Annotated in this window: 28 protein-coding genes; 18 read left to right on the forward strand and 10 right to left on the reverse strand. The window is 55.5% G+C overall.

Annotation, left to right across the window (positions count from 1 at the left end; translation table 11 throughout):
• Positions 1-2 precede the first annotated feature (2 nt).
• Together KDW_RS31330 and KDW_RS31335 are read left to right on the forward strand one after the other, a co-directional pair.
• Positions 3-215 (forward strand): hypothetical protein, encoded by a 213-nt coding sequence (locus tag KDW_RS31330; protein ID WP_151759809.1) that lies wholly within the window; start codon positions 3-5, stop codon positions 213-215.
• A 77-nt stretch (positions 216-292) separates the two neighbouring features.
• Positions 293-1,225, forward strand: coding sequence for a hypothetical protein (locus KDW_RS31335; RefSeq protein ID WP_151759810.1), 933 nt, complete (start codon positions 293-295; stop codon positions 1,223-1,225).
• A 72-nt stretch (positions 1,226-1,297) separates the two neighbouring features.
• Here the strand turns inward: KDW_RS31335 and KDW_RS35555 are convergent, their stop codons facing one another.
• Complete coding sequence (locus tag KDW_RS35555; protein ID WP_269822565.1) at positions 1,298-1,426, reverse strand: hypothetical protein; 129 nt, start codon at positions 1,424-1,426, stop codon at positions 1,298-1,300.
• 51 nt (positions 1,427-1,477) lie between these two features.
• Here KDW_RS35555 and KDW_RS31345 point away from each other — a divergent pair, with 51 nt between their 5' ends.
• A complete protein-coding gene (locus tag KDW_RS31345) occupies positions 1,478-2,068 on the forward strand; it encodes a hypothetical protein (RefSeq protein WP_151759812.1) in 591 nt (196 codons plus the stop codon).
• 840 nt (positions 2,069-2,908) lie between these two features.
• Positions 2,909-3,289 carry a hypothetical protein gene (locus tag KDW_RS31355; RefSeq protein WP_151759814.1) on the forward strand — a complete coding sequence of 127 codons (381 nt, stop codon included), beginning with the start codon at positions 2,909-2,911 and terminating at the stop codon, positions 3,287-3,289.
• 338 nt (positions 3,290-3,627) lie between these two features.
• Here the strand turns inward: KDW_RS31355 and KDW_RS32140 are convergent, their stop codons facing one another.
• The 3 genes from KDW_RS32140 to KDW_RS31370 all read right to left on the reverse strand — a co-directional run bounded on the left by KDW_RS32140 (position 3,628) and on the right by KDW_RS31370 (position 5,015).
• On the reverse strand, positions 3,628-4,032 hold the full coding sequence (locus KDW_RS32140) for a hypothetical protein (RefSeq protein ID WP_162005798.1): 405 nt from the start codon (positions 4,030-4,032) through the stop codon (positions 3,628-3,630).
• 102 nt (positions 4,033-4,134) lie between these two features.
• A complete protein-coding gene (locus KDW_RS31365; protein ID WP_162005799.1) occupies positions 4,135-4,407 on the reverse strand; it encodes a hypothetical protein in 273 nt (90 codons plus the stop codon).
• Entirely contained in the window at positions 4,380-5,015 is a 636-nt protein-coding gene (locus KDW_RS31370; protein ID WP_162005800.1) for a phosphotransferase family protein, read from the reverse strand. The genes KDW_RS31365 and KDW_RS31370 overlap by 28 nt, the downstream gene beginning before the upstream one ends.
• A gap of 399 nt (positions 5,016-5,414) precedes the next feature.
• On the opposite strand from KDW_RS31370, the gene KDW_RS35560 reads away from it, so the two are divergent.
• The 4 genes from KDW_RS35560 to KDW_RS33470 are packed head-to-tail and all read left to right on the forward strand — an operon-like array spanning position 5,415 to position 7,614.
• Positions 5,415-5,582 carry an FAD-dependent oxidoreductase gene (locus KDW_RS35560; protein WP_151759817.1) on the forward strand — a complete coding sequence of 56 codons (168 nt, stop codon included), beginning with the start codon at positions 5,415-5,417 and terminating at the stop codon, positions 5,580-5,582.
• Positions 5,579-6,742 (forward strand): phytoene desaturase family protein, encoded by a 1,164-nt coding sequence (locus tag KDW_RS31380; RefSeq protein WP_151759818.1) that lies wholly within the window; start codon positions 5,579-5,581, stop codon positions 6,740-6,742. The genes KDW_RS35560 and KDW_RS31380 overlap by 4 nt, the downstream gene beginning before the upstream one ends.
• Before the next feature lie 31 nt (positions 6,743-6,773).
• Positions 6,774-7,220 carry a sigma factor gene (locus tag KDW_RS33465; RefSeq protein ID WP_198925731.1) on the forward strand — a complete coding sequence of 149 codons (447 nt, stop codon included), beginning with the start codon at positions 6,774-6,776 and terminating at the stop codon, positions 7,218-7,220.
• Positions 7,162-7,614 carry a sigma factor-like helix-turn-helix DNA-binding protein gene (locus tag KDW_RS33470; RefSeq protein WP_198925732.1) on the forward strand — a complete coding sequence of 151 codons (453 nt, stop codon included), beginning with the start codon at positions 7,162-7,164 and terminating at the stop codon, positions 7,612-7,614. Before KDW_RS33465 ends, KDW_RS33470 begins: the two co-directional genes overlap by 59 nt.
• A gap of 222 nt (positions 7,615-7,836) precedes the next feature.
• On the opposite strand, the gene KDW_RS31390 is transcribed toward KDW_RS33470, so the two are convergent.
• Positions 7,837-8,796: an NAD-dependent epimerase/dehydratase family protein gene (locus KDW_RS31390; RefSeq protein ID WP_151759819.1), complete on the reverse strand. Its 960-nt coding sequence runs from the start codon at positions 8,794-8,796 to the stop codon at positions 7,837-7,839.
• Between the two features lie 194 nt (positions 8,797-8,990).
• On the opposite strand from KDW_RS31390, the gene KDW_RS31395 reads away from it, so the two are divergent.
• A complete protein-coding gene (locus tag KDW_RS31395; RefSeq protein WP_151759820.1) occupies positions 8,991-9,872 on the forward strand; it encodes an RNA polymerase sigma-70 factor in 882 nt (293 codons plus the stop codon).
• A 9-nt stretch (positions 9,873-9,881) separates the two neighbouring features.
• Here the strand turns inward: KDW_RS31395 and KDW_RS31400 are convergent, their stop codons facing one another.
• Positions 9,882-10,193: a hypothetical protein gene (locus KDW_RS31400; RefSeq protein WP_151759821.1), complete on the reverse strand. Its 312-nt coding sequence runs from the start codon at positions 10,191-10,193 to the stop codon at positions 9,882-9,884.
• Positions 10,194-10,330: 137 nt separating this feature from the next.
• Between KDW_RS31400 and KDW_RS32145 the strand changes: the two genes are divergently transcribed.
• Complete coding sequence (locus KDW_RS32145; protein WP_162005801.1) at positions 10,331-10,480, forward strand: hypothetical protein; 150 nt, start codon at positions 10,331-10,333, stop codon at positions 10,478-10,480.
• A gap of 195 nt (positions 10,481-10,675) precedes the next feature.
• Here KDW_RS32145 and KDW_RS31410 read toward each other — a convergent pair whose 3' ends face one another.
• The 3 genes from KDW_RS31410 to KDW_RS31420 form a co-directional block, all read right to left on the reverse strand.
• Complete coding sequence (locus KDW_RS31410) at positions 10,676-10,960, reverse strand: hypothetical protein (RefSeq protein ID WP_162005802.1); 285 nt, start codon at positions 10,958-10,960, stop codon at positions 10,676-10,678.
• Positions 10,961-11,073: 113 nt separating this feature from the next.
• Entirely contained in the window at positions 11,074-11,676 is a 603-nt protein-coding gene (locus KDW_RS31415) for an HAD family hydrolase (RefSeq protein ID WP_162005803.1), read from the reverse strand.
• A gap of 106 nt (positions 11,677-11,782) precedes the next feature.
• Positions 11,783-13,519 carry a divalent metal cation transporter gene (locus KDW_RS31420; RefSeq protein ID WP_151759825.1) on the reverse strand — a complete coding sequence of 579 codons (1,737 nt, stop codon included), beginning with the start codon at positions 13,517-13,519 and terminating at the stop codon, positions 11,783-11,785.
• Positions 13,520-13,878: 359 nt separating this feature from the next.
• Here KDW_RS31420 and KDW_RS31425 point away from each other — a divergent pair, with 359 nt between their 5' ends.
• The 4 genes from KDW_RS31425 (at position 13,879) to KDW_RS32150 (ending at position 15,828) form a co-directional block, all read left to right on the forward strand.
• Positions 13,879-14,076, forward strand: coding sequence for a hypothetical protein (locus tag KDW_RS31425; protein ID WP_151759826.1), 198 nt, complete (start codon positions 13,879-13,881; stop codon positions 14,074-14,076).
• Positions 14,052-14,405: an MFS transporter gene (locus KDW_RS31430; protein WP_151759827.1), complete on the forward strand. Its 354-nt coding sequence runs from the start codon at positions 14,052-14,054 to the stop codon at positions 14,403-14,405. Before KDW_RS31425 ends, KDW_RS31430 begins: the two co-directional genes overlap by 25 nt.
• Positions 14,406-15,408: 1,003 nt before the next feature.
• Positions 15,409-15,606: a hypothetical protein gene (locus KDW_RS31435; RefSeq protein ID WP_151759828.1), complete on the forward strand. Its 198-nt coding sequence runs from the start codon at positions 15,409-15,411 to the stop codon at positions 15,604-15,606.
• Positions 15,607-15,660: 54 nt separating this feature from the next.
• Positions 15,661-15,828, forward strand: a complete 168-nt coding sequence (locus KDW_RS32150; RefSeq protein WP_162005804.1) for a hypothetical protein — start codon at positions 15,661-15,663, stop codon at positions 15,826-15,828.
• Here the strand turns inward: KDW_RS32150 and KDW_RS31440 are convergent.
• Entirely contained in the window at positions 15,812-16,738 is a 927-nt protein-coding gene (locus tag KDW_RS31440; RefSeq protein ID WP_151759829.1) for an LLM class flavin-dependent oxidoreductase, read from the reverse strand. The two genes, KDW_RS32150 and KDW_RS31440, sit on opposite strands and share 17 nt — an antisense overlap.
• A gap of 533 nt (positions 16,739-17,271) precedes the next feature.
• On the opposite strand from KDW_RS31440, the gene KDW_RS31445 reads away from it, so the two are divergent.
• The 4 genes from KDW_RS31445 (at position 17,272) to KDW_RS31455 (ending at position 19,931) form a co-directional block, all read left to right on the forward strand.
• Positions 17,272-17,886 (forward strand): TetR/AcrR family transcriptional regulator, encoded by a 615-nt coding sequence (locus KDW_RS31445; RefSeq protein ID WP_151759830.1) that lies wholly within the window; start codon positions 17,272-17,274, stop codon positions 17,884-17,886.
• A gap of 135 nt (positions 17,887-18,021) precedes the next feature.
• Positions 18,022-18,942 carry a chloride channel protein gene (locus tag KDW_RS35565; protein WP_151759831.1) on the forward strand — a complete coding sequence of 307 codons (921 nt, stop codon included), beginning with the start codon at positions 18,022-18,024 and terminating at the stop codon, positions 18,940-18,942.
• Between the two features lie 103 nt (positions 18,943-19,045).
• A complete protein-coding gene (locus KDW_RS35570) occupies positions 19,046-19,303 on the forward strand; it encodes a chloride channel protein (protein ID WP_198925733.1) in 258 nt (85 codons plus the stop codon).
• 22 nt (positions 19,304-19,325) lie between these two features.
• Positions 19,326-19,931, forward strand: coding sequence for a CBS domain-containing protein (locus tag KDW_RS31455; protein WP_198925734.1), 606 nt, complete (start codon positions 19,326-19,328; stop codon positions 19,929-19,931).
• Positions 19,932-19,984 lie beyond the last annotated feature (53 nt).

The following is a 19,984-nucleotide window of genomic DNA, read 5'->3' on the forward strand; positions in this document are numbered from 1 at the left end:
CGATGCTCTTTGAGCCCCTCGCTCCACCATCACGCCGCATGCCGACCTCCGCGTGTGGCGCCCTCTCCACGGATGATTCGCTGCTTTTCTCCACAACGTCTTTCGCAGCCACAAAAATCGTTAACCGAAAAATATTGGCGACCAGCGCTGCCGGTACGGGGGGCTTGATTGACAAGCTGGGCTTTTTTGATTACGATACGCATAAATGGGAATGATGCTATTTCTATGTTATAGGCTATAGGAAGGCGTGGGATATCATGACGAGAGCAGAACTGCTTGAGGGTGTGCGCAGTTGACGCATAAGGGGCGTATGCAGCGGATGGTTGAGGTTGGTCGGTTGGCACGCCATGATCAGGGGGCCAGGGAGATAATCGGGGAGTTGTTGCGGGGCTCGATCTATGAGCGGCTGCTGGGCTTGCAGGCGTGCTTTGGCAGCGGCGATGCTGATCCGGCGTTGCAGGCACTGAATGATGCTTCGCGCAGTGTACGCGGACTGGCGGGCTTTATCATGGCGCGGCTGGGCAGCGATGCTCAGGTGCTGGCAGGTCTGGAGACGATGGCGCTGGATGCGAAGGTGGCATTACTACATGATCTGGACCGCCGACACCGACAGGCGGTGATGGATGCCTATATCGAGACGCTGATTGCACGCCAGGATCGGCATCTTAAGCGCCTGTTGCCATTGGCTTCCCAGGATCTGGTACGGCGTGCCCTTCCTCCATTGATAGACACATTCGATCTTATTGATTGGAAACGGCTGACCCGCCACCATCCTGAAATTGCCCATGCACAAATACGCTCATGGATCCAGACCGCGAACAGGATACCACAGGATCAGCGGTTACTGCAGGTCGTGGGTGTAGTGATCCCTGGACTCAGCAAGCTTGCGCCCGATCTGGCTCTGGATCTGGTACACGCGATGCATACCCTGGTTCCGCTGGCACGTTTGCCACTGAACACGCTGATTACAAGACGACCGCGAGAGGTTGCAGATCTCGTTCTGGATAGCCATGAGGCTAGCTCTATTTCCTTTCTGAGGGTAGTCAGACATTTAAGCACAGAGCAGTTGCTTGCCTTATTTGAGCACTATCCAACGCGATCCATCAAAACAGCCTGGGCAAACTCAAACCGGAGCAACGCGTGGCGATTTATCAGCTCTGTGGGGCTGGCTGGCGCTCTCCGAAGGTATTATAGCCCTGCATATTGTGGTGGTGCTGCCGACTGAGCAGAGGGTGGCGGAGGCCCGGCGGCATCTGGAGCTACCGGCGCTGCAGACACGACCCGCCGAGCGCATACCCTATGCGGCATTTTTACCCTGGGATGAGGCCGTGGCTCTCCTGGATCGTTCGCTGCGCTCCCCCGATGCTGAGACGCGTGCGCTCACGTTGCGCACATTGATCTCGGCACACGCTACCAGTCCGATCATCGCAAGGATGTCCTGCGGCTGGTACTCCAACGCCGCTTTGAGCAGGATCCGGTGCGGCTGGCGATGCTGACCGCGCTGGCCGCGCTACCTCCAGGTCGCTGGCAGGAGCAAGATCTCAGCGACCTGACACGGATTGTCCGCGATGCCCTGGATGCCAGCGATCTCTCGTCCGCCAGTGTCCAGGCGCTCCTCACGCTGGTCACGAAGCTCCTCCCATTTTATCCCGCATGGTCGGCCCCCCAGCTGGCCCTGATCTATCGTGAGCGCGAATATATCCGCCTCCCGCAGCTCGGCCGTCCCCTGACTACAGACGAGACACGCCAGCTCGCGCATGCGCTACTCCCCATGCTCCATGCCTGGCAAGACCGCGAGCATGAAGGCATCCTGGTAGCACTATCCTCTCTATTTAAGAAACGCATCCGTGACTTTCCTGAACTCCAGACCATCCTGGAGAAACTCCTGCAGGATACCCGCAACAATTCTACTGTCTGGTCTATACTCCATTTTTTCTCGTTGCATCTGCCTGAGCGGCTAGATGTGCTGGTGCCACGTCTGCTCGAACTGGACAAAAGCTTTATTACCATCGGGGCTGTCAGCTCTTATCTGCATCGCCACCGCCAGGATCTGCTGACAAAAGCGTAACCCGTCGCAAGCCGCTGTGGTTTAAACCCAGGCGGATAGACGGGTTTCTCCTGGGCTTTAGCCCTTACTTGTTGCATTTATTGCATTGTTGGATTATACTGGATAGATGCAACGAAGGCACGACAGCACAGGCTGTACGGCCTTAGGAAGTGTTGCCAGGTAAAATTGTTCAAGAAAAGCCTCCCACTGATGCGTGCATCAGTTTTCGAAAGAGAAAGGTGTTCACCCTTTCCAGGTCGCCAAACACCAGACGTTGGCTGCACACCCGTCGGGTACGGCATGAAACGGTGAACGGGCATGGCACCGCCCTTTAAGCAAGCAGATGTGTGGATCTGTGCTTGAGCGTATTCCTCACCCACTACGGTTCTTCAACGAGTTGCCTCAACGAGGCACCGACTCAGAGAGCCGACTACGTAGGAGTGCAAGAAGCCGCCGCCCCTTCAGGGCGTGCGGAGTGTCACACCATTCCTGGGTCAGCACGCCTATGAAGGACGCTTTAGTACCGGCAAGACGCGCATGGTGTTGGGTTTAGTGATGGCTTCCAACGCTGGACCCCGCAGCAGCAACAGCTGTTCGCGCAGACACTACTGGAACTGGCCACCAGGAGGATCGTCCCGTCCACGAACTGCTGCATACCTTGCATCAACTGGAAGCTATGGCCTTTATCGATGCTACGGATATCATTGCCTTTGCCAGCGACCCGCGCCTACCAGTCCGGGATGAGGCACTGCGCGTGCTGAGCCGCCTGGACGCGGACAGGGTATTCCGACATTATTTGCGGCCCTGGATGATGCGCGGGCCCGCATCGCGATCTATGCCTTACGGCGCATCCTGCTGAGAATGCCTGAGGACGAGGCCCTCAAGCTCCTGCAGGACGCTCCGCTGAACAAGATTACAGTGGCCAAAGAGGTGGTGCGCCTGATGGGTGAACTGGGCACCGAGGCCGCCTACCAGCAACTACAGGCAATGCAACAGCAGGAGCTGCATCGCGATGTACGCATCGCCCTGCTCCGCGCCCTGTGGTCCTATCTAGAGCGTCCAGAAACATGGGAAAGCTTCAGACGGGCCGCGCAAGATCCGGACCTCTCAATCGCCAATCGTCGGACGCATTCCCGCCGATGGCCTCTCATCCTGGGCCCGACGGCAGCTTCTGGACCTGCTGGCCCTCCTGCTAACCCATCCAGAACCAGAAGTACGCCTGAGTACCCTGCAGCGCTTTAGCTATTTACCTCTTACCGATGCCGAGCAGATCCTGGCGCCGCGCCTGCTCCAGTTAATGCAGTCGCCACTACCCGATGAGTCGTCCAGCGCCTCCCGGCCGTCTTTGCCATCTATGCTGAGCAGCAAAGCGCGCTCATTGGGAGGCTATCCGGGAACTGCTAGAGAAACGCCGAGAATTATCCAGAGCCATCGAAACTTTCATACGGGAAGTCCAGTGGGATCGCCAGCGTCGACTGCCAACCACCAACATACTCCTGCAGGTGCTTGCAGAAGATCCACTCACGCTCACAATGCGCATCAAACTCACCATTCAGGCGCTACCATGGAACGAGATTGCCTCAGCACTCGTGGCCCTGGCACCAAAGCTGCATGCGGATGCCTGGTCTGCGCTGAGCGAGAAATTGAGCAGTTGAGCGCGCGACCCGAAGCAAACATGGCCGAGCTAGAGCAGAGCCTGCGGGCAGTCCCGACCCACACCTGCGCCGCCTGGCCCTCGCCACGCTCGTAGCCCAGACCCGGCAAGGCAAAGGCTGGATGAGCAGTTGCGCGCCCGTCTGCACAGCTACCAGCACGATCCGCGCCCCTGGTAGCCGAGGCCGCTCAATACATCTTCCCGTGTAGGTTCGTGGCTTGCCCACGATTGGCTTGCCCACGATTGGCTTGCCCACGATTGCCTGGCCCACGATTGCCTGGCCCACGATTGCCTGGCCCACGATTGCCTGGCCCACGATTGCCTGGCCCACGACAACGTTCCTGGGGCACGATCTCGTTCCATGGGGGCGAACGTGTATCGTGTTGAGGTGGATGGTATCGTGATGGAACGCAATCGTGGACAAGCCACGAACCTACGCGACCGTTTCAATTCCTGGCCTCCCGATCCGTGCCTTCCATTTGTTAGTCCAGCGGCGCGCAGGAGTCAGTTCCTGCGGTGAGTGTTTGTAGCGGTGTGCCAGATCGTGCTGGATAACGGTCCCCGCCCAGACATAGAAGAGTGACATATCTTTCAGGCGTCCTCGCGTGCGTTGATAGCCGATGCGCCAGGCCTGTTCAAAGATGCGTAAGCCAATCCACTGAAGAAGAGGCTTGCGTGCTAGTGGATCGACGCGCAGGATAGACACAGTGCGTGCGACATCGGCCCGTGGTCGCCTGCGTGTGCGTTCGTCCAATCCACAATCCCAGTGATCTGTTTGCCATCAGTTAGGACGTTCTGTAGATGATAGTCCAGATGCAGCAAAGCCGCCTCGTCGAGCAACAGGTGACGCAAGCGATCTTGCAAAGTCTGCTCCCTTTCGCATTTCCAGGCAATCCACGCATCTGGTTGCTGGCAGAGCAGGTCGGGGGCGGGCACAGCATGGATCGCAGCCTGCATGCGGCCAAAGGAGATCCCCAGCCGCCACACCTGCCATGGTCGCGCACGTAGCTCGTCGGCCACCATGCGCCCAGCCAGCCAGGTGATCAGCAGCACCGGGTGATCCTGCCAGATACCTGCTGCACGCACCTCTGGCACAGGCAGGCCCGCAGCCCGCGCTGCAACCATCACGACCCGTTCGTGTTCGCACTCCTCATGCTCCCCCGGTCGAAACACGCGCAGAGCATAGGTCTGGTCCTCATACTCCACCTTCCACATGGCCATGTCAAACCCACTTTGCACAGGGGTTACCGTGGGCGTCCCATCTATCCCAAGCGAACGGAGAATTTCCAGAGGCGATAAATCAATTTGCGTCATGCAAGGCTCCTTCATGAGAAAAAGATGTAAACATGGATACATAAAAATAACTGTGCGGTTATCTCTGCATCGAAGATAACACCAGGAAGAAGCATTTTCAAGCCCTATCCTTGCATATGCAGCAGTAGGTTCGTGGCTTGTCCACGATTGCCTCGCCCTACGACAACGTTCCACCGGGCACGATCTCTTTGGACGATCTCGTTCCATGGGGCGAACGCGTATCGTGTTGAGGTAGATGGCATCGTGATGGAACACAATCGTGGACAAGCCACGAACCTACGCGACCGGTACGCTATTCATCGGTATCGACAAAAACATACAAGGTGTCACAAATAATCGGCCTCTTCCGTCTAGTGTGCAACAAATTGGTAAACATATTAAAAGAAAGAGACAAAGATAATGAAAAATGATGTTGTTACTACAGATGTCGTGATCGTTGGTGGTGGCCTGGCGGGTCTGGCAGCAGCCTGTTATCTGGCGCGCGGCGGGGCCTCGGTACAGCTGTATGAGAAGTCGGCACGGCTGGGTGGTCGGCGGAGACCACGTCCTTTGATGGCTATCATTTGAACCTGGGCGCGCACGCCCTGTATGGTGGGGGCGCAGCCGAGCAGGTGGTATTGCGCGAACTGGGCATCGCTTATAGTGGGCATCGTCCCATGCACCTCTCGGTGCTGCGCGCGGGAAAGTTCTATCAGTATCCAGATAGTACGTCAGCGCTACTACGCACCCGACTCCTGGATCTACGCGATAAGTTGGAACTGGCCAGTATGTTTAGCAAGTTGCCAGGCTTAAAGCCAGAGACGCTGGCCCGGGTGAGCGTGGCGGACTGGATTATGACGGTCGCTAAACGCCCACGGGTACTACAATTCCTGCGCATGCTTGCCTGCACGAGTACTTATAGCGCCGCCCTGGATCAGGTGAGTGCGGAGGTACTGGTACATAATCTCCAACTGATAACAAAGCATCCGCTGCAGTATATCGATGGCGGCTGGCAGACACTGGTGGATGGTTTACGCCAGCAGGCCGTACAGGCCGGGGTGCAGATCAATAATGGCCTGCGCGTAGAGGCGGTCGAGCAGCAGGATCGCCAGGTGCGGGGCGTGCGACTGGCCAATGGACAGCGCATAGAGGCGCGGGCCGTCATTGTCGCCACCACTCCCCAGGAGGCAGTGAAGTTGCTGGATGAGGAGTCGGCCGCGCCACTCAAGAGCTATCTGGACAATATGCTGCCCGCCGAGCTCGCCTGTCTGGATGTAGCGCTGCGCAGCCTGCCTGATCCTATGCGACCAATAGTCCAGAACCTGGAAGGACCGCACTTCCTGACGACGCAGTCCTGCTTTGCGCAGATAGCGCCCGAAGGTGGAGCAATCATCCATACCTTCAAGCAGCTGGATCCACAGCATCCCAGCGATCCCCACGACGATGAGCGCGAACTGGAGGCATTACTGGACCGAGTGCAGCCAGGCTGGCGTGACTTGCTGGTCAAGCGTGTTTTTCTTCCCCGCATCAACGGCGTCAGCATGCTACCAACCACCAGCATCGGCGGCTATGCTGGTAGACCAGGCACCCAGGCCACAAACATTGACCAGCTCTACCTGATCGGTGACTGGATCGGCGAGGGATTTCTGGTCAATGCCAGCATGAACAGCGCCCGTCAGGCCGCACGCTTGTTCCTGCAAGATCAAGCATCCAGGCACGTAAGTCGAGAGGAAGCTGTGCTACAATAGCGCGTAGCATTGTTTGAGGAGTACAGGAAACATGACCATGGGGAATAGTCAAGAAGATGTAACCACAAGCATCTTTAGCCAGTATAAAACACTGCTCTTTTCAATCGCCTATCGCATGCTCGGGAGTAGTAGCGATGCCGAGGATATGGTACAGGAAGCCTTTGTGCGCTGGCTGCAGACCAACCAGGATGAGGTAGCATCGCCAAAGGCCTATCTCTCGACGGTTGTGGTGCGGCTGTGCATCGATCACGCGCGCTCGGCACGGGTACAGCGCGAGGTCTATACAGGACCATGGCTACCGACCGACGCTATCCCGAACTCTTCGAGAGCGTGGTCCAGGACCGCTCTCCAACGACCGCTATCCCGAACTCTTCGAGAGCGTGGTCCAGGACGAGTCGCTCTCCTATGCGTTCCTGGTCATGCTGGAGAAACTGGGACCGCTGGAGCGAGCGGTGTTTCTGCTGCGCGATATCTTTGACTATGAGTACGCCGAAATCGCGACCATGGTCGAGAAGAGTGAGGTCAACTGTCGCCAGGTGCTGCGCCGTGCCCGCCAGCATCTGGGTCAGCAGCGCCTGCGCTTCGCGCCATCGCGTGAGCAGCAAGAGCAACTCATACAACAGTTTATGCGCGCCAGCTTCAATGGCGATATGCAAGGACTGCTTAGCCTGCTCACTGAGGACATCGTCTTCACCGGCGATGGCAACGGCACAGGCCCGATGGCACGCAAACCCGTCAGCGGACGCGACAAGGTCATGCGCGTATGGTCGGAGGTATGCGCTTCTTCCCAGAGGGTATGCAGGCCAAAATCATCCAGCTCAACGGCCAGCCAGCCATCATCGGCTATACCGAGAAAGGCATCTATGGCGTGATACTACTAGAGTTCGTCGGCACCCACATCCGCAACGTCTACAGCATCATCAATCCCGACAAACTCAAACACCTTATACCATCGTAGCTTCGACCCTCGCGGTCGATTGTCCCGGCCCATGATATCCTCGCCTCCACAAGATCATGTGGATCAATACCTATCCAACATGGTTTCCATCGGGTGAGATTAACGGGGGCCGAGGCAATCGGGGCATGCCCCGAACCTACGCGGCGTGGGTCGGCACGCGGTCGGATTTGTGTTGCGCTTGCGCAATCATGGTCCAGCCGGTCCGAGCGTTGGGGACCATGGGTTTCCAGCTTGTTAGCTCCTGGAAGCGGCGGTTAGAGAGGCGCTGACTGCGATTGATCATATCGGCAGCGGCACCGGTTAACATTTTCATGATGACGTTGGGGACCCGAAACAGACTGCTGCGGCCTACGCTGTGCGCCAGGGCCGTCATAAAACCGGCACGGGTGAGCGGCTCATCGTCAGCGATATCATAGATACCTGCTGGCGGCTCCTCTAGCAGTGCCGTCACGATGGCGCTGGCGGCATCCTCTGTCCAGACATAGGAAAGGTAGGCATCGCTCGGACCCGGCAAGGCGGCAAAGCCCTTTTGCGCCATCTGGAGCTGTTCCAGCGCGGATGGCGTTTCTGGTCCATAGAGATTAGCCAGCCGCAATACGATCCCACGGCGCCGGGACTGCGTGAAGCGTGCGACCTCCTTTTCCGCATCGATGGTGGCTTGCTGGATCACATGAGGCTGTATCGGCGTGGAGGACGCGTCGATCCATTGCTCGCCACGGTCAGGATAGACATAATAGAAGCTCGAGTAGACCAGGGTCTGTACACCTACGGCCAGGGCGGCATCCACCAGAACACGCGTGCCGTCGCGCCGAATATGATCATTTTCCTGCCACGAGGCCACTTTTCCCATCCGCGACGTAGCCGGAATCTTCGTGGCCAGATGCGCAATCGCAGTAGCTTGCGTGGCCGCCAGAGCCTTGACCAGCTCATCCTGATCAAAGAGATCAACCGTTAGCGGTTCCGCGCCCATCTGGCGAATCAGCTCTGCATTGCTTGCCGAACGGCTCAAGGCATAGACCCGATGGCCGGCTTTCACAAGGGAACTTACCACTGGTTTGCCCAGGACGCCGGTGGCGCCAGTCACAAAAATGTTCATTTATCTTTATCTCCTTTTTCATATGTGCTTATGTTGCTTTATTGAGATCTCATGAAGCGCTTCTGGAAAGGAGACAACTGAGCCCACGCAAACGTGACAGGTATCCAGTGAATATTTTTTGCTGAAGTCAACATGTAATGTATGCTATATTCAAAACAATAATTATTGTAAGGAGGCACTGAAGCAACTGCCCTATGGACCAATTTCAAAGCTATCGCCCCTTGCTTTTCTCGATCGCCTACCGAATGACTGGAAGCACGAGTCAGGCTGAAGATATTGTTCAGGATGCGTATCTACGCTATCAACAGACAGATCCTGCGACTATTCATACACCCAAAACCTATCTCACCACCATAGTCACCAATCTCAGCCTTAACTATCTGAAGTCCGCCTATGTCCAGCGGGAAGAATATGTCGGGATCTGGCTTCCAGAGCCAGTTCTCACCACACTAGCTGATGAGTCATCGCCAGAAGCGCTGCTCGAGCGGCAAGAATCCATTTCCATGGCTTTTCTGGTGTTACTGGAAACGTTAACGCCGCCGGAGCGCGCGGTGTTTCTCCTGCACAAAGTGTTTGACTATCCCTTTACCGAGATCGCCGAAATACTCGACAAGAGTCCGGAAAATTGCCGGCAACTCTTCCATCGCGCAAAAAAACATGTGGAGCGGAAACATCATCGTGTGAATGTTGAGCCAGAGAATCAGCGTCAGCTCATGCGCTCGTTTGTCGCGGCCTGCCAATCAGGCAATCTCACCACCCTGACGCAACTACTGGCCAGCGACGTAACCGCCTGGGCAGATGGCGGCGGCAAAGTCAGTGCAGGACTATATCCAGTCTATGGGCAGGACAACATCGCCAGACTGTTTATCGCACTCATGCACAAAGTGCCAGCGAACCACACACTCTCCATCGAAGAGATCAATGGTGCGCCAGCACTTCTATGCCACATCGATGCACAACTCAACTGGATCTTAGCCCTTGAGCTACGCGGCAATAGCATCGTAGGACTACGCAGCATCCTCAATCCCGACAAGCTAGCATTCCTACAACACCAACTGGAAACGTATTGGCCGTAGCGGCAGCCATCACGGCCAATACGTTTCGTTGAAGGAGATAACCTCAACGGTATGGCGTGGCGTCGTGTACGTGGAGAGGGCGCCACACGCGAAGGCCGCACTGCTGCGTTTGCGCAGGCCAGCGTGCAAGAACGACTCGCAGTGCTGTGTTTGCGCAGGCCAGCGTGCAAGAACGACTCGCAGTGCTGTGGCGCCTACAGGGATCGTGTGTGCCGTCGCCTGCTCACACCGCAACGTGGTGGGTGAGCGCGTGGATCCTCCCCTACCTTCTCGAAGAGGATCACGACACAGGATCCGTCTCGGTGTAGGCGCCACAGGCATGCGATGCTCTTTGTGCCCCTCGCTCCATGATCACGCCGCATGCCGGCCTCCGCGTGTGGCGCCCTCTCCACGTATGATTCGCTGCTTTTATATTTTTGTCACCTCAAAAATATTTAACCTCAACCCCATGGAGGGACATGCTCGTACGTCGAGAGGGCGCCACACGCGGAGGCCGCACTGCTGCGTTTATGTGGAGCAACGGACTCGAAGCGTCCGCAGTGCTGTGGCGCCTACACCGCGACGGATCCTATCTCTTGTGCCTGCTCGCACCGCAACGTGGTGGGTGAGCGCGTGGATCCTCCCCCTACCTTCTCGAAGAGGATCACGACACAGGATCCGTCGCGGTGTAGGCGCCACAGGCATGCGATGCTCGTTGTGCCCCTCGCTCCATGATCACGCCGCATGCCGGCCTCCGCGTGTGGCGCCCTCTCCACGTATGATTCGCTGCTTTTATATTTTTGTCACCTCAAAAATATTTAACCTCAACCCCATGGAGGGACATGCTCGTACGTCGAGAGGGCGCCACACGCGGAGGCCGCACTGCTGCGTTTATGTGGAGCAACGGACTCGAAGCGTCCGCAGTGCTGTGGCGCCTCCACCGCGACGGATCCTATCTCTTGTGCCTGCTCGCACCGCAACGTGGTGGGTGAGCGCGTGGATCCTCCCCGTACCTTCTCGAAGAGGATCACGACACGGGATCCGTCGCGGTGGAGGCGCCACAGGCATGCGATGCTCGTTGAGCACCTCGCTCCACGAGAACGCCGCATGCCGGCCTCCGCGTGTGGCGCCCTCTCCACGTATGATTCGCTGCTTTTCTCCACCATGTTTTTTATGGTCACAAATGCGCTTCACCGAAACGTATTGGCCGTGAAGGCTGCCGCTACAATAGGAGCGTTTGCAGGTCGGCGATGGCTTGCTCGTTATGCTGGAATTGAATGGCCTGCATGCCAACCTGGCGGGCGGCGACGACAAACGGCATGCGATCATCGATAAACAGGCATGCTTCAACTGGCACGTCCAGACGCCGGGCGGCCAGTTGATAGATCTCAGGTTGTGGTTTATGCAGGAGTTCTTCAGCTGAAATGATGATCAGATCTACCACTTGATCCAGTTGAAATTCTTGCGTGACCAGCGTACGTACACTTGAAGGCGCATTGCTCAGGATGCCCAGTTTGTAGGCCGGGCGCAGGGTACGCATGGTGGCCACCAATTCTTGATTGAGCGTCAATCCTCGATAAAATACAGCCGCTACAGTGCGCCACTCAGCACTGGCAAGTTGTAGCCGCGTGGCCACATCCTCCCACAACTGCTGCTCCGAGACACGGCCCGCTAACGCATCCCGGAACAGGGGCGAATGCAGCATCGTCTGCTCCAGTGTATTCTCAGCTAGCCCGCGCTCCCGCTCAAACGCATGCCGCACATGGCGCTGTTCGTGCAATAACAGGACATCAAAAAGATCAAAGATTACTGCAGAGATTGGCATACAGGTTTGCTCCTTTAACACAAAAAACACGCGTTCTCTATCATCTACCTCAACCATACCCGATAAAAACCAGACTGGCAAGCCTAATATGTCATTCAAGCCAGGCTTAGCCCTGACCGGTAAAGAGTCCATAGAAAAGGAGGACGCTGGCAACGATCATGATCAGGGCGGTCGCGGCCAGGAAGATGTTGGTGAGCCAGCTTAGTCCCTGGCCACGCATCACTTTGCGGTTATTGCCAATAAAGATCAGGTAGACAACCAGGATCGGGGCCAGGACGCCTGAGATGACGTTGGCCCAGAAGATCAACTTGATAGGATCCAGGCGCAGCAAGGACATACCCAGACTGATCACCAGGGCCACGGTCAGGATCAGGTAGAAGCCTTCGTTTTGCCAGGGCTTTTTCGAGAGTCCAACCGGCCAGCCAAAGGTGCCGGCCACGGCATATGAGGTGCTGGCAAGCAGGACGGGAATCGCCACCAGGCCCGCGCCGACCAGTCCGATGGAGAACAGGTATTTGGCGATTGGACCCAGCACATAGACCAGGGCCTGGGCCGCATCCGCGGCGGTCTCGATGCTATTGTGGTGCTGCGGATTGATAAAGATTGTGGTGCCCGTTGTCAGGATAATAAAGTAGGCTACCAGGTTGCCGCTGATCACTCCGGTCGCGATATCCAGGGCCGCCATACGCAGTTTCTGTGGCAGCGGTCCAGGACGCTTCTCTTCCTTTTCACCCTGGACCTGCCAGAAAATGTTATACGGTGAGATCGTGGCCCCGAGCAAGGCGACAGCGGCACTGATGCTGGCAAAATTGAAATCCACATGCGGCACAAAAGTATTGAAGAGGACCGTGCCCCAGTTTGGGTGCGACTGGATCGCCGTGAAGGCATAAACAATAAAGGCCAGGCTCATGAGGATAAAGATCTTTTTGAGCGTCTCAAAGTCCCGAAAGACCGTAAAGTACCAGAGCAGGGCCGCAACCGGAACCACAAACCAGATCCAGGCAATCCCGGTGACCAGTTCCAGTCCACTGCCAATGGCGACGAGATCGGCCGTGATCAGGGATAGATTAGCCACGATCAAGACCAGGGCCGCGATCACGGCCACCCAGTGACCATAATGCTCACGCAACACCTCGGCCAATCCCATTCTGGTGACGCGCCCGATCTTCGCACAGGTATACTGCACCGCCTGATACATCGGCGTCGAGAGCAGCAGCAGCCAGAGATGTCCGTAACCGTTCTGCGCTCCATCGATGGAATAGGCTGTGACCGCCGAGGCATCATTACCTGCCGCGCCGGCCATAAAGCCAGGTCCCAGCACGCGCAGGATCTGCGGCATACCACCCCGGCGTTGCCCATCGGCCGGAGGAGTCTGCTGCTGATCTGCATCCTCTCCCAGACGATTGCTCAACTCCATACTACGCACGCCCTCGGCCGTCGGGATATTCTCCTCGATCTCTCTCAACACCCCACTATCCTGCGGTTGCAGTTTCTCTCTGTGCTGATGCTCCTGAGCATCCACCAGTTCCTCAGGACCAGCCGTGTTCAACGCCTCCAGTTCTACCTCGCTGGCATCCACCCGTACCAGTCCTTCACCCTCATTTCCTCCGTTGATTTCTACGCTCTGAATACGGTCGGCAGGAATCTCCAACTGCTTCTTAAAGAGAACACCTTTCTCAACCACAATCGCCGCTACATCGCCATTGTCATCATGGATGACATCTTTTACCTTTGGTTTGCTGACATCAGCTTCACCCAGATCACCATGTGTCGCCTCAACCACCATACCTGCTTTGATCTGCTCGGTCTGTGCAGCGCTCTGTTCCACCTGCTCTTTTGCCATAAAAAAAATAAGATCCTTCCATCGAAGATCCTACAGCCTGTACGAGATTATCGTTATCGTCTGCCAGCTAATAGGTTACTTATTAATAACACTCAAATCTTCGAAAAAAGTTTCTATTTCCGCTAAATTCCTACGCAATCATTGTCTGTCGCAATAGTTGTCCGCGTTCAGCCCATACTTTTGCGCAGTATACAACCATTTTATGCGCATAACAAATAAAAACCTGTACTCTCAGGATGGAGTATTGAAAAGAAGCCTCCATAAAGGTGGAATAAGTCTTCATTCTTCATGTATAATATAATACGTCTCTTTATAGTAATGATCTTATTATTATACAAAAAAGGATTTATGGTTGTATCATGATGATTTTTGGAAAGCGTTTCAATCTTACCCGTGCTCTACGTTCACGCCCCTTTACACTCCTCTGGATTGGACAAGCGATATCGAATGTCGGCGATGATGTTTTTGCGATTGCTTTAGCCTGGCAGGTCCTGTTGATGACTCATTCAGGGTTGGCGATGGGACAATTCTCATGGCGGCAACCATACCTCGCCTGATTTTTGTGTTGATCGGTGGTGTCACAGCCGATCGTCTGCCCCGGCGCCTCATCATGCTCTGGTCAGATGGTGGACGAGGTTTCGTGGTGCTGCTCATCAGCATCCTTGGCTTTATGGGTCAGCTACAATTCTGGCATCTCATCATTGAAGCATTGATCTTTGGTATTGTGCGTTTTTCTCGGCAAGTCGGGCTTATATTGTCGCAATCTGTCGAAAGCGTTTATGAGCACATTCTCAACGGAAGCGGAAGTTTACTGCACGAAATTTTCCTTTTCGCAAGCGCTCTATCGGTTGTCCACTGCTTTTGCTCGTCCTCGAAAATTATGTGATCACTTGGCTTCAGGCGATGCGCTCTAACTTACGATACTCACGAATACGCGTGGGTGAATATGAGTGATATCAAGTACGTGCGAACCAGTTAGATTCGCTCCGCAGCCGGTTCGTGAATAGCCGGCGGCGATCATAGCTGACTCCGGCGTCGGGTAGTGCATCTTAACGTAAATGCCGTCTATATGCGACCGATCAGCTTTTATTGTTAACTCAGCAGCTCGTCTACTCATCTCCCTCGTGCGTTGAGATTGGACGCCTGTCGCTACAACCAGCAGTATCTCGCGCCCTATCAGGTGGATAGGCAGATTGATAGAGAATGCCGTTGAACGAGAGCGGGATCTCCTCGTTTTGAGGTAGAAGCTCGAAAGCAGGTGCTGAGGCGAGCTCGGGAATATTCGTTGAAAATGACCATACTCTGAGAAATCCACGATAAGAAGAAGTCGCGTGATTTCGGACGAAGATTGTTTCTACCAGAGGTTGGGTCGGCAGCGACATATTTGTGGATGGGCTGGTCTAGTTATGTGCGCAAGCTCACTCGGCGCTAGGGTCTGGCGCTTTCACATCGCACTGCGAATGCACGCTTCGCTTACTATAAGCTAAACTCTCTAGTCGGTGTTCTATCTGGCACGCATCTCCTTGTCCGCGATGTAACAATCTCTCGGAGTACGATGAAATATGATGTCTATCAGTGAAGGGTGCATGCCTTCTGCGCATATTCTTAGGTAAACCTTTTTGCCCTTTGGTCACGGGTCGTGGGAGTGATTTGAGTGCTTCAGGAATCCGCGTGTGGTTTTGGGTCGGACTGGAGTGCATCGCTGAAAAAGCGCGGCGTCATTTCCTAGACTCTCCGCGCTCAGTCTGACAGCCAATCAGGCATCCTGATCTTTGGTTTGCCTTTCCCACAGGCCATGGCTCCATTCATCGCCTTCCTGGCAAGCTTACTGGTCGGTTTTGGCCTGACATTCTTTAATACGATCTTTTTTACCAATCCTCCAGGAAACAGTGCCGGGCGACAAATTAGGGCGCGTCATCAGTCTTGACACCCTTGGCTCTTTCGCCATGGCCCCGGTCGGTGAAATCCTTGGGGGCATCATGACTGATCGTCTCGGTGCCGGCCCCATATTCATAATATTCGGATTATTCAATCTACTCACCGTGCTACTGCCACTCTTTGTACGAGAAGTGCGCACCCTGGAATAGTAGCTTGCTGTTGGCGAAATCGTTTGCTGCCAATAAAACGAACCATTGTCTCAAATGAGCAAGAAAAGCGAAAATGTAGGTTCGACCCTCGCGGTCGATTGTCTCCCCCGCATCGATCTTGCCCCGAAAGAGACCGATTCCCAGGTTCTTGCTCACGTTGGGGCGGCCTGGACCTCATGGCACCAATCGACCGCGAGGGTCAAACCTACGGGCCAGGATTAACGTGCATTGAGGGCGGGCAGGACCTCATGGGCCAGGAGTTCGAGGGTGTGGTGTCGGGAAAGCCGCCGGCGCTGATCATGAAGTAGTCAATGCCGAGATCAACAATCGCTTTAAATTGCTCGACGACCTGCTCAGGCGTACCGGTCAGGCCGACACCGAAGGGTCCGCTGTGCTTCGAGGTCATTTCCTGCAACTTCTGTTCGTTGGGCGCGCAGTAGCAACTGATCATCGCGGTACGGCGCAAGGTCTTTGGATCACGACCAATCGCGTGGCAGGCTTCATCGAGCTTCGCCAATTGCTCACGCGTTTTTTCCAGATCACTAAAGCCGGTATTCCACCAATCCGCGTGGCGAGCCACCAGTTTCATCATGCGGGGCTGGAAGGCAGCCACCATAATTGGCGGCACGGGATCCGGTTTGGGCTGGCAGAAGGCATCGGTGACACGGTGATATTTGCCCTCAAAGGTCACATGATCCTCGCGCCAGAGCGCCTTCATGATCTGCAACGCCTCGTCCAACTCATCGACGCGCTGACCCGCACCAGGATAAGGAATGTTATAGGCTTTACACTCGGCCTCATTCCAGCCAGCGCCAATACCAGCAATAAAGTTTCCCTGACTGAGATACTGCAAGGTCGCCGCCATCTTGGCCAGCAGGGCCGGATTGCGGAACAACTGGCAGAGCACGATATGTCCATATTTCAAGAGTGGCTGTCGCGCCGCCAGATAGGTCAGAGTCGTCCAGCCCTCCAGAAAATCGCGGTCCTCAAACTGCACATGATCCGGAAACCAGACCGAATCAAAATGGCCCACAATCGTATCCAGGCCACGCTGCACATTTCCCATAAACTCCTGCCGCGACACCGTTTTATCACCCACAGGAGGCATCCAACCAAACTCAACACCAGCCATACAAATCACAACCTTTCCTAAACATCTACCACTATTGGAATCCAACCATAAAATCGTCAAGAACCAATAGAAGAGACAATAATTATCAACACCTATTCAATTATAGTATAAACGACACATTGGCTTGTGTTGAAAGAGAAGACCCAAAGGGCCGTTAAGATCTTTTTGCGCGCAAACAAACTCTAGCCCATTGCTGGCAGCCGGCCAAAATTTTATATTGACCAACTGCCCATTTATATGTTATACTACGTAAAAGAGCAACGTTCCCAGCGTTGGAACTTGCTCATACGTCAAGAAGTCGCAGCTATGAATGCTAATACTTTTCACTTAAGGATTGAATGGCTGAAATGATAGCATGACGGTGAAGGAACACCTTCTCAAAGGATCAAGAGAGGAAAAACGTGTAGGTTCGCTTTTCTTGATCCTTTGAAGTCACTGGGCCTCTGATCGGCTCAGATGCTTTCGTCAATCTTGTCCAGAAAAAGACTTAAGTGAAACGTATTAGCCATGAATGCTGCCGGTACGGGAGATATATGCCAAAGATTGTGGATGAGCAGATGCGGGAGGCGACGCGGAGGAAGATTCTGCGTGAGGCGGCCCGCGAGTTTGCGCGCCTGGGCTTTGATCAGGCTAATATTAATCTGATCGCGGAACAGGCTGGCATCGGCAAGGGAACTATTTATCTGTATTTTGAGAATAAGCGTGAGCTGTTCCTGGCGATGCTACGCACGATTGCCCAGACACAACTAGGTACGGTACGGGCAGCCCTGGCTGAGGCCGGGACGCTGGAACAACGCCTCGCCCGGCTCTTTCTGGCCTTTGCCCGATTGGCGGAAGAGGATAGCGATAGTTTCAGTGTCTATATGAGCGCCCTCTATGGCGTTAATCGCGCCTTCCAGGCCGAGGCGACCCGGCTATTACGCGACTATCTGGCGGTAATCTCTCTGGTCCTGGAACAGGGACAGGCTAACGGCGAGATCCAGAGCGATGATATCGAGGCCAGTTCTCTGCTCGTCCTCTCCCTCACCGAATCCTATATCCTCTCGGCACGCGTCCTCGATTGGCCTGAAGCTGAGATCACCAATCGCGCCGAGGCCATCGCCCACACCATCATCCAGGGCCTGGCTCCAAAACCCACGGTCACGTAAATTCAGGGGCCAAGGCCAGCGGGGGCGACGCAATCGGCCGCAAGAGTCGAACCTACGGTACGGTTTTTTTTTTTATTGATTTTTTAATGGTTGACTGCCCACTCATATATATTATGTGTTAAGGAAAGGAATTGTATGAAATTTTTTGCGAGCAGGTTGGCAGGGAGTAGCAGGTCTCCGTTGCAGCGTTTTATGCGCAGCTTTGAGAGTCCGCGCTATCTACTGAAATGGGTCTTTTTAAGTACGTTGATTGGCTGTATTGCTGGATTGGGAGCGATCGCTTTTTATGCGGCGATCCATTTTTCGACGAGTGTTTTTCTGGGTGGGATGGTTGGCTATCAGCCACCGGAGCCAGCCGGTGAGGGCGAGACGGTCGTTACCTCATTCTGGGCGGCGGCCCATCCATGGTTGTTGCCGTTGGTGACTGCGCTGGGTGGTTTGATCGCGGGCATTATTGTGTTTACCTTTGCGCCGGAGGCTGAGGGCCATGGTACTGATGCGGCGATTGCAGCCTTCCATGAAGGTAAGTCGATCCGGGCGCGGATTCCGCTGATCAAGCTGGTGGCATCGGCGATTACTATCGGCACCGGCGGCTCGGCTGGTCGGGAAGGTCCGGCGGCCCAGATCAGCGCGGGCTTTGGCTCGATCCTGGGTAGTGTGTTGCGCCTGGATGCGCAGGATCGGCGTATCGCACTGGCAACCGGCATCGGCGCAGGTATCGGCGCGATCTTCCGTGCTCCACTGGGAGGCGCGATCCTGGCGGCCGAGATCCTCTACCGCGATGACCTGGAGGTCGAAGCGCTGATTCCGGCCCTGCTGGCCTCGATCGTCGGCTATAGCATCTTCGGCGCCTGGTCCGGCTGGGATCCAATTTTCGCGACGCCCAATAATCTGGCCTTCTCGTCTCCGCCACAGTTGATCTACTATGTGGTGCTGGGACTGCTCTGCGGACTGGTTGGTCGCCTCTATTCTAATGGCTTCTATGGAATCACGCACATCTTCCATCATATCCCGCTCCCAACTGGTTCAAGCCAGCCGTCGGTGGATTGCTGGTAGGTCTGATCGGACTGATGATTCCGCAGGCCATCGGCCATGGGCTATGGCTGGGTACAGGTCAGCATGAAATCAAACTGGTCTGCTCTCAATTCCACTATGGATCGTGATTGCGCTCCCCTTCGTCAAGATCCTGACCACTGGACTCTCCATCGGCTCCGGTGGCTCCGGCGGTATCTTTGGTCCTGGTATGGTGATCGGTGGGATGCTCGGGGCGCTGGTGTGGCGGCTCTGCTATCATGTGCTGCCCGGTATTCCGGCTTCACCCGGACCCTTTGTGATCGTGGGCATGATGGCCCTGTTCGGTGGTATCGCCCATGCGCCGATCGCAGTAATGCTGATGGTAGCTGAAATGACCGGTTAATCTCTCGCTCCTGGCCCCGGCCATGATCGCGGTCAGCCTGGCCTATCTGATCGTGGGACAGCAATCCATCTATAGTAGTCAGGTCGCCAACCGGGCGGATTCACCGGCCCATCGGCTCCAGTTCACCTTCCCATTGCTGGCTCGGCTATCAGCACGGCAGGCCATGAAACCGCTGGCCCGCCGCTTGCATCCCGAGATCCCGCTCAGTGAGGCAGCCACGCTCTTCGCCGAGCAGAAACTGCGCGGCCTGCCAGTCATCGATGAACAGGAGAACCTGCTCGGCATCCTGACGCCCGGCGATATTGAGCGCACAGAGCCCTCGCTGCGCGCCAGCCGCACCGTCGGCGAGGCGATGAATCCTAAGTCTAAGTCCACCAGCATCAACGTCGAGGACACCCTCGACAATGTACTTGAGGAGCTGACGACGCAACGCATCAGCTGGGCACCCGTCATCGAGAGACAGCCGCTTGAACAGATGGAACATGTCCTCGGCATCATCTCGATCACCGACATCATGCGGCTCTACCGCCAGACCGCTCGCCGCGGACGAGCGCCCGCATCGACGGCCTGCTCCAGGAAAGCGTGCTACCACAAAGCTGACCACTCTGGTATCAAACAGGCCCAATAGAGACAGTTTTCATAGTGAGACCCTGAGCATCCCACACACGTGATTTTTATAGG

Origin of the sequence: Dictyobacter vulcani, from assembly GCF_008974265.1 — a bacterium.
GTDB lineage: Bacteria > Chloroflexota > Ktedonobacteria > Ktedonobacterales > Ktedonobacteraceae > Dictyobacter > Dictyobacter vulcani.